Genomic DNA, 14,995 nt, shown 5'->3' with positions numbered 1-14,995 from the left:
TTACGCAATGCAGTACTAATTAAGAAGAGATGATGGAAGAAACGATGGAAGAGGAGGATATCTGCAGGTCTGACGCCGCAGATTCCGCCTTTTCTTTCATCCGCCGGAAGTGTGCGGCGGCGAAATGTGAAGGATGAGAAGAGGTCGGAGAAATGGTATATACAATCAGAAACGTGAAAGCAGAGGATCTGGATCAGGTCACAGAGGTGGAAGCTTTATGCTTTCCGGCGGCAGAGGCCGCGACGGGAGAGTCTTTTCGAAAGCGTATCGAAACATTTCCGGAAAGCTTTCTTGTGGCAGAGAATGAGAGCGGGAAAATCATTGGCTTTATTAACGGCTGTGTAACGGATGAGAGAACCATACGGGATGAGATGTTTGAGGACAGCGGACTCCACCGGGCGGACGGGATGTATCAGAGCATTTTCGGGCTGGACGTGATTCCGGAATACCGGAGGCAGGGCGTCGCGGCCGATCTGATGAATCACTTGATTCAAACGGCGAAGGCGCGGGGAAAAAAGGGCATGATCCTGACCTGCAAGGACCGTCTGATCCACTACTATGAAAAATTCGGCTACCGCAGTCTGGGGATATCCGGATCGGTACACGGCGGAGCCGTCTGGTACGATATGCTTCTGGAGTTTTAAAAACAGAGCCATATGTTACAGTTCACAGCCCTGTCGATCTTTGCTTCCCGGTCTGCCCCGGCTGGCTTATGCGTGGTTTCCAGTGACTTTGCAGGGGATTAGCAATTCTTAACGCGCAGGATTTTTCGTTCAGGGGAAATTCCCACCTGTCTGAGCGCAGCGAGTTTGGGAATTTTCCCTGGTTTTTAGAAAAATTCTGCACGTTTAGAAGTGCTTATCCCCGAAACTTGAACTGGAAACCACGCATAAGCCAGCCGGGGCAGACCGGGAAGCAAAGATCGACAGGGCTGTGAACTGAAACGGCCATTTACCTTTGATATTTCAGGAAAGTTTGACAGTTGGAAAGGATAGGGGTTCAACGATGAAGAAGAGTCCACAGGGGGAGAGATGGAGACGTCTTGATAATACGGCGAAGATATTTCCGGTCATTGCCAATGAACATCTGAGTAATGTATACAGGATTTCGGCAACACTAAAGGATGAGGTAGTTCCGGGAACGCTTCAGCGTGCGCTTGAGGAGATACTGCCTCAGTTCGAAGGCTTTGCGGTGAGGCTGAGACGCGGTTTTTTCTGGTACTATTTTGAATCGAATAAACGGATGCCGGTGATAGAACGGGAAACCACGTATCCGTGCAAGTATATTGATCCGCGCACCAGCCCTTACTATCTGTTCCGGGTCAGCTACTATGAGAAACGGATCAATCTGGAGGTGTTTCACGCGGTAACGGATGGGTTGGGAGCAGTCAATTTCCTGAAGGCGCTGGTTTACCGGTATCTGGATCTGACCCGTGACGGCAGGACCGGCCATCCGGCTCCGCAGAAGATATCGTCCGATGTCTCCATGAACGTGGAGGACAGCTATGTGCGCAACTACAAAGAGGTTGCCCGCAGAAAATACAGTACACGGAAGGCATTCCATATAAGTGGAGATCCGCTTCCTCTCGATGAGGAGAGTGTACTGCATGGTTATGTAAATCTTGCGGAACTGAAAAAGGCCGGCAAGTCTTACGGCGTAAGCATCACGAAATTTCTTGCCGCTGCCCTGATCTGGGCGATTTATCTGGAGTATGAGGATGCGGGAATAGGAGACCGGTCCATCGGAATCAGCCTGCCCATCAATTTGCGTGCGTTTTTCGATTCCGAGACCATGGCCAATTTCTTCGCGGTCACGCTGCTGGAGTTTCTGGCAGACGGGAAAAAACATGAGTTTTCCGAGGTGGTGGAGGCGGTAAGCCGCCAGATGGATGAAAATATTACGAAGGAGAAGCTGGAAGAGACGATTTCCTACAATGTTTCCAATGAAAAAAAATGGTATTTGAGAATCGCCCCGCTCTTCATGAAATGGGGGGCGCTGAATGTGATTTTCCGCAGAAACGACAGGGCTTATACCATGACACTCTCCAATATAGGCCCGATCAAAGTGGAAAAAGGGTATGAGGAGGAGATCGAGCATTTTCATCTAATGATCGGTGTCTCGAAGCGTCAGCCCATGAAGTGCGCCGTGTGTGCGTATGGCGAACATGTAGTGGTGACATTTACCTCGGTCTTTCAGGATACGAGGCTTCAGGACCGCTTTTTCGGCTTTCTGAGGGAGCTGGGTGTCTCTGTGGAGACGGAGAGCAACGGTGTGCCGGATTCCCGGGATGATAAGGCGATGTATCCGCGGATTCAGTATGATCCGAAGAAGTGGAAGGAAGTGGTCAACTCTTTTTACATCATTCTGTTCGCGGTGGCGGCCATACTGGGGATCGTCAATTACGCCACGTACTCAGGGTCCATGTGGTCAGTGATCGCCATCGGCTGCATCGTCTATGTGGCGCTGACTCTGAGGTATTCGATTATGCGCCACGCGAATCTGGCTTCTAAAATTGTACTGCAGACCATTGCGGCGGAGGTGCTTCTGGTGATGATCGACCATTCTACGGGATACGCGGGCTGGTCGGTGAACTATGGCATTCCGAGCACACTGCTGTTTGCGGACCTTGCGGTAGTATTTTTGATTATAGTAAACCGGTTGAACTGGCAGAGTTACTTTATGTACCAGATTGCGATCACCATTTTCAGCTTTATTCCCGTTATTTTATGGGCGGCCGGACTGGTGACACGCCCTCTGATGGCGCTCATAACCGTGGTGGTCACCGTCGCGATTCTGTTTGTCACCATCAAGTGGGGGGACAGAAGCGTGAAGACGGAGTTGAAAAGGAGATTTCATCTGTAGGACGGAGCGGACAGAGGAAGGATTCAAGGGGAAGCAGAGTCTGGAATCAAGGTGGAACAGAGTCTGGAATTGAGGAAAAACAGAGAAAACCGGGGCTGTAGTAAATGGCGGAGCCATAGCGGATAGACGGCTGAAAAGAAAGGATAAAACAGATGAGAGATAAACGAGTGAGTGTTCGGGGAAATCTTGTACGCGACATGATGCAGAACGTGATGGAGACATCCTTAAAGCAGCCGATTCAGAGCGGAGAGCTGAGAAAGAATCCGGTGGAGCCGGCATGGATATGTCCTGCCGGTTATGAGTATGAAATCGTGGAGACGGAACAGTTTCCGATGGAGTATTTACGGCCGGAAGGGATCTTTACGGGGCGTGTGATTCTGCAGCTGCACGGCGGCGGCTATATCGGTCCCATGAAGAATATATACCGTAAATTTGCGGTACGGTACTCCAAACTGAGCTTCGGCGGCGATGTGCTCACGATCGATTACAGGGTGGCTCCGGAGTACCCATACCCGGCTGCCTTAGAGGATGCGGTTTACGCCTACAAATGGCTGATCCAGGAAAAGGAGTACGAACCGGATCATATTATCGTAGCGGGAGATTCCGCGGGCGGCGGACTCGCTTTGGCCCTGGTTATGTATCTGAGGGATAACAGGCTTCCTCTGCCGGGAGGAATTATCACCATGTCCCCCTGGGCCGATATGACCAACAGCGGCGCCAGCTACACGGATAATTACGAGACGGATCCGCTCTTTGGTAATTCCACCGACAATATGCTGTTTCATTCTTCTTATATCGGAGATGCCGATCCGAAGAATCCGTATCTGTCACCGTTGTTCGGAGATTTTCAGGGATTTCCGCCGGTGCTCATGCAGGTGGGAAGCTATGAGGTCCTTTTAAGCGATACGCTGGGAGTTGCGGATAAGCTGAAGCAGGCGGGCGTACGCCGCCGTTTATCCGTCTATGAGGGAATGTTCCATGTATTCCAGATGGGGCTGGACTTAATTCCGGAGAGCAGGGAGGCCTGGAACGAGGTGGAGGAATTCTTAAGGATCACCTACGGAATCAGCCGGAAGCCGGACGGTAAAGTGGTAAAAAGGGTGAAAACCCAGCGGAAGAAATCCGCGGCGCAGGTGGCGGGCAGAGTTCTTGAGGCGATGAAGAAGAACCTGCCGGATAGCCGGGCAGTCAAACAGTAAGAGGAAGATACATGAAGATAACGCTGGTCACAGTTGGAAAGATAAAAGAAAAATATTACACCGCCGCGATCGAGGAGTACAGCAAGCGGCTGAGCCGGTACTGTAAACTGGAGATTATCCAGGTGGCGGATGAAAAGACCCCGGACAATGCGGGGGAAGCGCTGGAAACCCAGATCAAGGAGAAAGAGGGGGACCGGATTCTGGCCAGTATCAGGGATGGCGCCTGCGTGATCGCCCTGGCGATCGAGGGAAAGATGCTGGATTCCGTGGAACTGTCAGAGAAAATCGCCTCGCTGGGCGTGTCAGGAACCAGCCAGATCGTGTTCGTCATCGGCGGCTCCCTGGGACTCTCGAAGCGGGTTCTCGACCGGGCCGATTATCTGCTGAGTTTTTCCCGGATGACATTTCCGCACCAGCTGATGCGGGTGATTCTCCTGGAACAGATATACAGAGGTTACCGGATTATGAACGGAGAACCGTATCACAAGTGACGGAGAGAGGGATGATTGCTTATAAGAAGATGTTCCCAATGGGGGATGTCTTCTTTTTTAATTCCATAAATTACAGATATTGAATTCTGCATTTAAATATCAGTGAAGATAGCATATAATGATTGGATGTAAGAATGATTCAGAAACCGCACTTAGTTCAATCTGCAGGGAGGTTCTATGAAGGAGTGTAAATATCTGCCGTTGGTGTTGGTCATTTTTATATTGACCTCTTGCAATTTATCTTATAGGAAAGGAACACTTCGTGATGTGGAAATGACGCAGGCAGAAACTTCTGCCGAGGAAGAGTTCAAGGATAAGTTAAAACGGATGGTTTTGGAGAAAACACAGGATCCTGTCTGCGCGTTTCTTTATATCGATGGTTCACGGGAAGAAGATTCTTATGCATTTGTATTTACAGGTAAAATGATGGAAGAATACGCGAATAAATCGTTTCAAGGAGAGTTATGGTATGTAAATGGACAGGATTGTATTTTATTAACGGATGAAATAGAAACAGACAGCTTTGAACCTGTAATATTAGAGACGAACCATCACCTGCTGTATCAGACCAGTTCCAGCTTACCGGGATCTGCTGAATCGTATATTTGGACCGTGAAGGAACGTAAGCCGCAGTTGGTTCTGGAAACTTTAGGTTCGTGTTTTATGGATAATGGTTTGTTGGCATTCGTTCAAACGTCTGCTGCTATTAAAGAAGGCGGTAGGAGCTGGCGGAGGTATTATCTGTATTGGGATTCTGAAAAACAAAGTTATCAGAGGTATGGCAGCAAAAGAATAACAGAAGAAGAATTCCTTTCATATGAGAATGCCCAGGAGGTCAGAGATCAGGTGGAAATCGCTATAGAAAAAGATATACAGGAATCAGATGCAGCAGATTTGAAGAGCGAAAGCCATTTTGAATATAGCTACATCAAATGTGACTGTGGTATCATATATGTTAATTACATCAGAACCGGCAATAAGGGCACTTTGTACTATTATTCTATACTTACAGAGCGGGAGGGAACCGTTATTTTGGAAGAACGACAGCACTATGATACATATGAAAAGGGGTATATGGAAGAAGCAGGCGGACGGTAGTTTATGAGGAATCCCAGGCCTCTTTGTTGAAATGGCCTGGGATTCTGTATGGCGGATTAAATACGCCGGACAACGTAATCGAGAACCTGCACCCAGACTCCCTTATTCTGTTTCCATACCTGAGGAAACTCTGAAAACGGAACGGGGCACGGTGTTTTTCCAACTTCCAGTGTTACGCCGGGGACTGCGCCGCTTCTCGACTGCATCCAGTCTTTGAAGCCTCCTTTGCCGTCACTGGAGTCCATGCGGTAGCCGGTCATGACCGAGACGGCCTCGGCCAGCGTATTGGAGGCCATCTCCGCCCCATTACTGCTTGTAGTCCAGTAGATGACCTGGCCCTGGGAGTGGTAGCTGACTGTAATAGCCCACGGATACTGGTCAGCCAGTTTCGCCAGTGCCTGGCTCTCAGGTTCGGAGAAAGGAGCCGGACCCTTGTAGCTCGCAGAGGAAGGCTCCGTCAGCTTTGTAGCCAGTTCATCCCATCCATATGGAAAATTGTAATTTAAGTCCACGCCGCCGGCGTTTGCTTTCCACTTCGTTAAGTACGTTTCGAACGAATCCGCGGTTCTTTTCAGATTCACATCCCGTGTATAGCAGTCTCTTATGACCTGTTTCAGCGCATCGGAGCGTATGGCATCGATTCCAAACTGGCTTAAGGATACACCGTCGGGATTCGTCATGGGTACAAAATGAATAGCCACTTTCTTAAGCATATCGGCAATCGATTTATAATTATAGTGTCCCGTATCGTAAAAGGCCAGGGCATATTCCAACTGGCTCATCATCACCAGAGGCGTCATATACTCCCTGGCATGAATCGCTCCCTGCATAAGAATCTGGGACTTTGCCTCGGGATTGCCCAGGATAATATCATAGATATTCCTTCCATCCAGTGAAGTACCGATGATATTTACGGTGATTTTATCTCCGTACCTGTTTTTAAGGGACTGGATATCGGCTTCCATCTGATCGTAAGAGTACTTATCGGCCGGCTTTACAATGGGATTTGATACCTCCTGATCCAGAAAATCATTGAGGCCTACGGCTGCCTTGATACCAGGGCCTACCGCATTGGCTTCTGAATAGGAGGGCGCTCCGTAGCTGACCATTCCCCCATATCCGACACTTCCCATAACCAGTATACCGCTTAATACGGCACAAACTATTCGCTTCATATTCGTTCGTCTCCCCTCTTCCTGTACATCTATGCAGTGTATCCGGTTTATATTTCATATGTTTCTAATCTACTACAAATAATGATTTCATTCAAATAAAGTTTTCTTACGTTTTTATGCCATTTTTCTAACTCTGCCGTACTTTTCCATATTTGAGATGATTTAGAGAAAGGAATGATACAATGACTTTCGTGAGAAATGCATCGATGAGTACCGGCAGGGAGGACATTTCTTCCCTGTGTCCGGCGGAAAGGGGTATTTAATGAGAAAGAACAGAATAAAAAGGGTGCTGCTGCAGATGACCCTTATTTTAGCGGCAGCAGCCAGTCTGTATGGGTGCGGCAGAGATGGGAAGGTCATATCTGATCCGGAAGGAGCCGCGGCAGGAACGCAGAAGAATCAGGCTTTGGGAAGGTATGCTGAGAGCGATGTCCCTTTGCCGGAGGGAGTCACATACGATTCCGGACTCGGTTTTTTAGAAGGACCGGATGGGAGACCGGTCCTGTTTGCCAGGAAAGAAAAGAATGGAACGGCAGAATTTACCGCATACCTGCTGTCTGAGGATCTGACCTGGGAGGAAAAGGAGTGTGGCTGGTTAAATCAGCTTGGTCTTAAATATGAGAACAGCAGCATTGGTATTACCTTTGGAGAAGACCACAACATGTATGCGGTCTATTCGGAAGGGGAAGACCAGGAGGTTATCAGCAGACACCATGTTGTCGCAGCCGGGGATTGGGAATATGGACAGGAACTCGATCTCCCTGTTCTGCTTGAGACCAGCGAGTATGGGTATAAGTATTACCCGCGATCTATTACCGCATTGGAAAATGGGAACCTGATATTCTCATCCGGAAATAACATTTACCTTTATGACGCGGCCGGACAGCAGAGGCTGGCAGAGCTGCCAGGCGACGGCAGCTCTTACTTCGCCAGCGGCAGCCAGTTTTATGTCATTGACGAGGCTTCCAAAAATCTGATATTATATGACGGAGAAGACGGCAAAGAAAGGACCAGATATCCGCTGGACTTAAATCAATACTTTGGAACCCGGGCCCTTGTCAGAGAGAATGGTGATATAAGCCTGTTGTCAGTGGCTGGAATTCAGGTCTTGAAAAGTGGTTCCGGAATCTGGGAGCAGATTGTAGAGGGAAAGAGCAATACCATGGGTTCCCCGAAATATTATGCCACAGGATTCACGGCGGGCAGCCAGGAGGATTACTTTATCTATTACAATTCCATGGATGAAACCAATAAGCTCTCCCATTACGTTTATTACCCGGATATGCCGGTAGAGCCGGAAAAAGAGCTTACCATATTCTCCCTGAGCGACAACAATACCATACGTCAGGCGGTCAGCGAATATCAGATTGAGAATCCCAACGTGAAAATTGATTTTCAGCCTCTCCTGGAGGAAGGGTCAGCGGCAGTTGCAGACGATTATATCCGAACCTTAAATGCCGAACTGCTCGCTGGAGAAGGACCGGATATTCTGATCTTAGATGGATTGTCAGAGGAATCTTATATCGAAAAAGGCGTTTTGGCTGATATTACAGATGAAATTGAGCGTTTGACTGCTTCCGGTGATTTTCTGGCCAACATTGCAAAGGAGTGCCGGGTGGATGGACGGATTTACTCTGTGCCGGTTAGAATCGGGCTTCCTATGACATTTGGCAGGAAAGAGGCGCTTAAGGAAGCGGGGCAGTTATCTTCGCTGGCTGATTTTGTTCATGCTCATGAGACCGGGCAGGTATTCGGGACGGTTGACAGGGATGCGTTTCTTTCTTTTTACGCAGATGCATTTTTAAATGATATCGTAAAGGAAGGTGATGTGGTCGAGGAAACGGAATTAACGGAATTTCTCACCAATATGAAGCGGATTATAGATGGAAGCGAAGTCTCAGACGGAACGAGGGAAAAACGGCCGTCCAGCATATGGGGGCTCCTGGAAAAGGGTACATATCTGTATTCAAGTGAAATCAATGGCTTTTATGAATTCGGGCAGGGAGCTTCCATTATCGAGCAGGCCCAGGGAGAACTGGAAGCGGACGTTATCCTGATCAATGAGACGTATGTGCCGTATGGCACCATAGGAATCACGAAAGCCAGTAAGAATCAGGATCTGGCAATTGGATTTCTGCAGACAGTTCTGTCGGAAGACGTACAGCGCTCCGACTTTTACGATGGATTTGCGGTAAATCAGAATGCGCTGGAGTTTTTATGTACGGTGGAGAGAACGTCAGCGGATGCATACGGAGGAACTATCCCCGGTGCAGATGGAAGAACATACGATATGAAAATTGGCTGGCCCTCCGAGCCGCTTCGCCGCAGGATGACAGAGTTCTGCAAAACCGTGAAGCATTCCGCAGGCAGGAACTGGAAAGTGAAACAGATCCTGTTGGAATATTCAAAAGACTACTTTGGCGGAACCGCATCCCTGGAGGACGCAGTAAAGAAACTGATGACGAAGTTAACCTTATACCTTCAGGAATAAAACGCAGAAAGGAGAACGCGCTGTGAGGATACTGCTGGTGGAAGATGATATGGAATTATGCCGGCTGATGGGGTTCTGGCTGGAGGAGAAGGGATATCTGGCGGACATCTGCCAGGACAGCCAGGAAGCATTTTATTATCTGGGTATGCAGGCATACAATGTGGTAATTTTGGACCGGATGCTGCCTGGAATGGATGGAATACAGATTTTGCAGCGTATGAGACAGAAGGGGATTGCGACACCGGTTATTATGGTGACGGCTCTCGGCACCATAGAAGACAGAATCGGCGGTCTGGATGCGGGGGCAGATGATTATCTGGTTAAGCCGTTCGCACCGGAAGAGCTGTTTGCCAGAATCCGGGCACTGGAACGGCGGCCGGTACGGATGGAGTTTGAACGGCAGGTGGTATGTGGGGATGTGACCATGAATCTGTCCAGCCGGGTATTATGGAAAGAGGATAAAAAGGTGGAGCTCTCGAAAAAGGAGATGGATCTGCTGGAGTTTTTAATCAGGAACAAGGGACAGATCCTTACGAGAGAATTGCTGCTGAATCGGGTATGGGGACTTGACAGCGCGGTGGAAGAGGGAAATCTGGATAATTATATTTATTTTCTCAGAAGAAGGCTGAAACAGGTGGGCAGCAGTGTGACTATTAAAACAGTCAGGTCTGTGGGCTATTCTCTTGAAGAGCAGCCGGAACAGTAGGAAGAGGGGAGCGGCCATGGTAAAGCAGTTAAGGAGAAAACTGGTCGGCGCTTATGTGCTGGCTACCGGTCTTTTACTGAGTCTTATTGTGACCGGTCTGCTTCTCTTGTCTTTAAATCAGTACGAGGCGAATAATATCAGCCGGTATCAGACTGTATTTGGCAATGTGGTGGATACGATCAGGGACAGTAATAAAATCTCCCATATGTGGCTGGCTCAAAGTGAAATCAGCGAGAATATGATGATCTCTGTGTCCAGTAATTCTGTTCCGCTGTCATTTAAAGGTGCCTGGAAGCCTCTGACCGATAGAGACAGGCTGTTTGAAAAGCTGAACCATTTTGCAGAGCAGGACGGATTTTTCGAAGAAATACCGGGAAGTAAGCCGGGAGAAGTGAGGAGTCCGGTTTATTCCATATATGGGGACCAGAGGGAACACTATTACGGCAGTATCTATCTGAAAAAAGAGTATGGAACGGAACAGAAGATACTAATCCTGAAAGAACTGACAGATGAAAAGGAGGTTTACGGGAATTCTGTACTGCTGTATTTTTCAATAAATCTGATGGGGCTGGTGATTCTGTTTTTTATCTGCCGTACCTTTGTGAACCACAGTCTGAAGCCATTGGAGACTGGCCTGAAAAGGCAGAGTGAATTTATCGCGGCGGCCTCCCACGAACTGCGGGCGCCGCTTACCGTAATACGTGCGGGGATACATGCGGTTTCAATGGATGAGGGGAAGGCGAAGCAGTTTCTGCCCGGAATCGAGAAGGAAGGGGAACGGATGACGGTCCTGATCGATGATTTGCTGCAGCTTGCTTCGGCGGACGCGGGGACCTGGACCATGCGCGCGGAACCTCTGATGACGGATACATTTCTGATATCAAACTACGATGCCCTGGCAGAGCTGTGCAGGAAAAAGAATCAGCCGTTTGAATTAAGGCTGCAGGAGGAAGAACTGCCGAAGGTCTGCGGGGACCGCCAGCGTTTGATGCAGCTTATGACGATTCTTACGGATAACGCCTCCAGCTACTCACCGGAGGGCAGTACGATCGCCGTTATTGTCCGGTCGGACGCAAAGCACGTGTTCATCGAGGTGGAGGATCATGGCTGCGGCATTTCGGAGGAAGATAAAAAAAGAGTCTTTGACCGGTTCTACCGCGCGGATAAGTCCAGAAATGACAAATCGCATTATGGGCTGGGGCTGAGCATCGCGTTAGAGCTGGTTAAGCTGCATCACGGAAAACTGACGGTGAAGGATACGGATGGGGGCGGAAGTACGTTTGTGCTTCAGCTGCCTGTCTGGGATTCGCAGAGAGATGGGGGGAGAAAATTATGGGACGGGTGCAGATGAAAGACAGGAACAGGCAAATAAAGCAGGAAGAGCAATACACCATACACGGTCCGCGAGGCTGTATATACATAGGTGCGGCAAGTATCGTTTTTGGAATCGCGATGGCCGCTTTCTGCCTGTATTCGAGAATGCGCGGGAATCCGACGGCCTCCATAGAGATTATGTTTCTCTTTCTGATCCTGTTTTCTGTGCCCGGAATCTACCTGATCGCCTATGGCTCCTGGTCTCTTGCCGTCCATCCCGAGACGGTGGTGATCCGGCGGCTGTTTGGAACGGATCGAATCGTATCACTTAAGGATGTGACGAGAGTGAAGTGGAGAATATCCGGCTGTGTCTTTTTCGGCGCAGAGGGGAAATTGTTTACTGTATACGAGATGCCGGCAGAGTGTGAGAGGCTCTTGTGGCGGCTGATCCAGAGAGGCGTGGAGGTGATTCCGTCCATCGGTGTATACCGGATACCTGACAGTACAGAAAGGCGGATCGTGCTGCGAATCTATGAGAAGCGTGTTTCCGTACTGAATGCAGTCGGTATGGTCTTTGGACTTCTGCTGATGCTTACCGTGGAATGGCTGGAGAGCCGGAGCCTCATAACCGCGTTGGGCTGTATTTCTGCCCTGAGCTTTCTGGCGGCGGCCTGCAGATGGCAGGGAAGAGTGATTCTGGAGAATCGCAGGATACAGATCAGGGGAATCGTGAAAAAACGGCAGGAGTATTCCGTGCAGGAAATAGGAGAAGTGCGTCTGGATATGACTTCCCGCTCGGGGACGCTGGTAATTACCATCTTGGGACGGGAGGGTATCCTGATTTGCAGAATTACAGAGAGGGCCAAAACCGCGGGTTACAGAAATCATGGCGTCTCCTTTATAAAGGAATGCAGGAGAAATGGAATCCGTATCACCGGTTATGAGAAGTTAGATGAGAATCTCTGGAGACTGATCTCCTCAGGTATCATAGACCAGGAGGAAATTCCCCTGTTTTGCAGCGAGGAATGCCGCAGACTGGATCTGGAGTGCAGAAAATACAGCCCGAAGCTCTCTGAAAAGGGCGTGGAGATGGCCCATGGAATGGTAATGCTGACCGATGGCTTTGCTGATGTAACCGGCAGTGAGAATGGCGGCAGTTCAATATCCTTCACTCCAGGGGAAGAGGAATTTCTGGCGGAAGCTGCATATGTGATGTGCTTTTTGAAAAATGACCGGATTCTGTATGCAAAGAAGGACGAACTGCTGTTTTATCTGCAGGATGTCGTAAAGAGTGTGACCGTGGAAACTCCGGAAGGAAAGAAGAAAATCTATCTGTTCGAGCCGGTCATGTACGCAGTCGTGAAATACGTGGCTCAGTACTGTCTCAGGCAGATGGAGAAGGGAGAATTTGACGTTTCCGATCAGTATCTGGTGGTTGAATTAAAATAAGGAATGGCCGGCATGATGATTCGCATGCCGGCCATTCCTTTTCTTCTGTGAATTATTGAGGATCAGAAGCGTTTCCCTCTTTGGGCAGCCGGGTGATATAATCCATGAAGTCCTCCAGCGGCAGAGGGCGGCTGTAATAGTAACCCTGGTAGATGGAGCAGCCAAGCTCCGATAAGACATCGCGCAGTTCCGCGGTTTCCACATATTCGGCGACGGTACGGCAGTTTAAATTCCGGGCCATTTTGATGATTCCGGAGACAATTTCACGGGAGCGCTTATTGGTCATAAGCTGGGATACCAGATTGCCGTCTAATTTCACCTCATCGAAGGAGCCTTCCTGCAGCTGAATAAGGGAATTATGGCCCATTCCGAAGTCGTCCAGACTGAATTCCACGCCCTGGCTCCGCAAGTGCTCCATCTCGTTTTTCAAGTTATCCGATATTTCCATTGCCGCCCGTTCCGTGATCTCGAAAACGGGGCGGATGTGATCGGCGGGATACTGCCGGATCAGAGTGAGAACTGTGTCAAAAAATCCATTGCTCTTGATCTGCTTGGAGGAAATATTGACGGACAGACAGACGTCTTTCTTTAAAAGTTCCTCCATGGTCTGGGCATCCAGACAGGCGCGTTTAATCAGATAGTAGCCGAGTTCATCTAAAAATCCATTTTCATAGGCCAGCCCCACCAGTACGGGCGGAGCGATAAAGCCGGTGACCGGATGCTTCCAGCGCAGAAGAGCCTCCATACCATGAAGAGTCCCGTCGCGGGATATCTGCGCCTGATAGTATAACTGAACCTGCCCCCGTTTGATGGCGTTCTGTAAATCCATGGCGAGATTTTTGGCGTAATAATAACAGGGGTAATCGTGGCTTAAGAAGCTGGGCGGATTCCCGTGCTTCTCGCCAGCGGCCATGTCTGCCTCCATCTGGTGAATAGCCTGTGTAAATTTACCGGTTTCCAGCTTTTCACTGCGTTTGATAAACGGGATATAGATCAGCGTTCCAATCACAAGATTGAACAACTGCATCAAACTGCCTGCGATGGACCCGGTGGCTTTAAATCCGCTGAGCAAAACAGGAACGGTCCATTCCACGGATTGGGTCACAGCGGGTACCAGGCCAAGAAGGATGGCCAGTGCGCTGGTGATTGTCAGGACGACCGGGGTGATGATGAATGGAGCCGCCATCGTCAGGTTAAAGATGATCGGGAAACCGAAAACAGCGATTTCACTGATATTAAACAGTACGGAGGGAAGCGCCACATGGGCGATCTTCCTGTTATGGCTCTGCTTCGAGGCGATGCAGAGGGCAAGGACGAAGCTTAAGGCGGTTCCGCAGCCGCCCAGGAATACGAAGGTGTCGAGAAACGTCTTGGAATAGATTTCCGTAGGGAGATTTCCAGCCGTCATCAGGGCCTGATTGATCTCTACGTTCTGCTCAAACAGCTGTCTGGAGACGGCCTCCAGCGTATTGGTGCCGTGGATTCCCATGAGCCAGAGGACGTGTGTGATAATCACATATAGAAGGATTCCAAACAAATTGCCGCTGATTCCGTCAAAGAGTTTCAGAAACAGGTAGGAACCGAAATTCGTGATATTGCTGTCACTCCACGTGATGCGGACGGAATATCCCGTAATTGTGAAAAGCAGGGTGATGGCAATGACAGGAATCAGACTCTGGATCGAAATGTTAAACAGATAGTCGGCTCCTGTGGTGTGCAGTCTCTCGAACCGGCGTCCAAGCTTCAAGAGCCGCTGGAACAGGATACAGGACAGCAGGGTAATGCACATGGCAGTAAAGACCCATTCCGCGCTGAAGATATAGTCCGTCTGATCCTCAATTCCTCCGCAGAAGGCCAGATAGGAGCAGACAGAGACCACGGGATAGAGCAGCAACTGGTCTGTCTCAGCCAGCTGTCCGTAGGAGATACTGATGGTGATGGTAAGAACCAGGGCCAGGGAACCCAGACTGATCATGTAAATGGTGTTTAAAAGCTCTGCAGCAGCTCCGTCAAGCCAGGAGGCGAGAAAAATCTGATAGCTGTCAATGGGAAAATTATTGAGAAGCAGAGAAAAAGATCCCATGATCAGAAATGGGATAGCGAGTGTCAATCCATGGCGTATGGACCGTGCAAAGATCGAATTTTGAAACCGGGATATTATTTTACGAAAACTCATGGTAACTCCTCAGGCCGGAGGCTGCAATGGAATA

At 49.3% G+C, this 14,995-nt stretch carries 11 protein-coding genes; 9 read left to right on the top strand and 2 right to left on the bottom strand.

Annotated elements, in window-relative coordinates:
* The first annotated feature begins 152 nt into the window (after positions 1 to 152).
* The 5 genes from H8S75_RS15295 to H8S75_RS15275 all read left to right on the top strand — a co-directional run bounded on the left by H8S75_RS15295 (position 153) and on the right by H8S75_RS15275 (position 5,650).
* On the top strand, positions 153 to 644 hold the full coding sequence (locus tag H8S75_RS15295) for a GNAT family N-acetyltransferase (RefSeq protein WP_025531757.1): 492 nt from the start codon (positions 153 to 155) through the stop codon (positions 642 to 644).
* A gap of 361 nt (positions 645 to 1,005) precedes the next feature.
* Positions 1,006 to 2,862 carry a DUF6320 domain-containing protein gene (locus H8S75_RS15290; protein WP_187022372.1) on the top strand — a complete coding sequence of 619 codons (1,857 nt, stop codon included), beginning with the start codon at positions 1,006 to 1,008 and terminating at the stop codon, positions 2,860 to 2,862.
* A 152-nt stretch (positions 2,863 to 3,014) separates the two neighbouring features.
* Entirely contained in the window at positions 3,015 to 4,061 is a 1,047-nt protein-coding gene (locus tag H8S75_RS15285) for an alpha/beta hydrolase (RefSeq protein WP_187022371.1), read from the top strand.
* An 11-nt stretch (positions 4,062 to 4,072) separates the two neighbouring features.
* The gene (gene rlmH / locus H8S75_RS15280) at positions 4,073 to 4,552 is read left to right on the top strand and encodes a 23S rRNA (pseudouridine(1915)-N(3))-methyltransferase RlmH (RefSeq protein WP_002601141.1); all 480 of its coding nucleotides are present in this window, start codon (positions 4,073 to 4,075) and stop codon (positions 4,550 to 4,552) included.
* Positions 4,553 to 4,729: 177 nt separating this feature from the next.
* Entirely contained in the window at positions 4,730 to 5,650 is a 921-nt protein-coding gene (locus H8S75_RS15275) for a hypothetical protein (protein WP_187022370.1), read from the top strand.
* A gap of 56 nt (positions 5,651 to 5,706) precedes the next feature.
* On the opposite strand, the gene H8S75_RS15270 is transcribed toward H8S75_RS15275, so the two are convergent.
* Positions 5,707 to 6,825, bottom strand: a complete 1,119-nt coding sequence (locus tag H8S75_RS15270; RefSeq protein ID WP_187022369.1) for a M14 family zinc carboxypeptidase — start codon at positions 6,823 to 6,825, stop codon at positions 5,707 to 5,709.
* A 262-nt stretch (positions 6,826 to 7,087) separates the two neighbouring features.
* Here H8S75_RS15270 and H8S75_RS15265 point away from each other — a divergent pair, with 262 nt between their 5' ends.
* The 4 genes from H8S75_RS15265 to H8S75_RS15250 are packed head-to-tail and all read left to right on the top strand — an operon-like array spanning position 7,088 to position 12,785.
* A complete protein-coding gene (locus H8S75_RS15265; protein ID WP_187022368.1) occupies positions 7,088 to 9,316 on the top strand; it encodes an ABC transporter substrate-binding protein in 2,229 nt (742 codons plus the stop codon).
* Between the two features lie 22 nt (positions 9,317 to 9,338).
* Positions 9,339 to 10,022 (top strand): response regulator transcription factor, encoded by a 684-nt coding sequence (locus H8S75_RS15260; RefSeq protein ID WP_038256814.1) that lies wholly within the window; start codon positions 9,339 to 9,341, stop codon positions 10,020 to 10,022.
* A 16-nt stretch (positions 10,023 to 10,038) separates the two neighbouring features.
* Positions 10,039 to 11,373, top strand: a complete 1,335-nt coding sequence (locus H8S75_RS15255) for a sensor histidine kinase (protein WP_187022367.1) — start codon at positions 10,039 to 10,041, stop codon at positions 11,371 to 11,373.
* On the top strand, positions 11,355 to 12,785 hold the full coding sequence (locus H8S75_RS15250) for a hypothetical protein (RefSeq protein WP_187022366.1): 1,431 nt from the start codon (positions 11,355 to 11,357) through the stop codon (positions 12,783 to 12,785). The genes H8S75_RS15255 and H8S75_RS15250 overlap by 19 nt, the downstream gene beginning before the upstream one ends.
* Before the next feature lie 52 nt (positions 12,786 to 12,837).
* Here the strand turns inward: H8S75_RS15250 and H8S75_RS15245 are convergent, their stop codons facing one another.
* Positions 12,838 to 14,961: an EAL domain-containing protein gene (locus H8S75_RS15245; RefSeq protein WP_187022365.1), complete on the bottom strand. Its 2,124-nt coding sequence runs from the start codon at positions 14,959 to 14,961 to the stop codon at positions 12,838 to 12,840.
* Positions 14,962 to 14,995 lie beyond the last annotated feature (34 nt).

This window comes from Hungatella hominis, from assembly GCF_014288005.1.
In the GTDB taxonomy this organism is placed as follows: domain Bacteria; phylum Bacillota; class Clostridia; order Lachnospirales; family Lachnospiraceae; genus Hungatella; species Hungatella effluvii.
The sequence above is the reverse complement of the archived record's forward strand: the minus strand, read 5'-3'. Positions and strand labels throughout refer to the sequence as shown.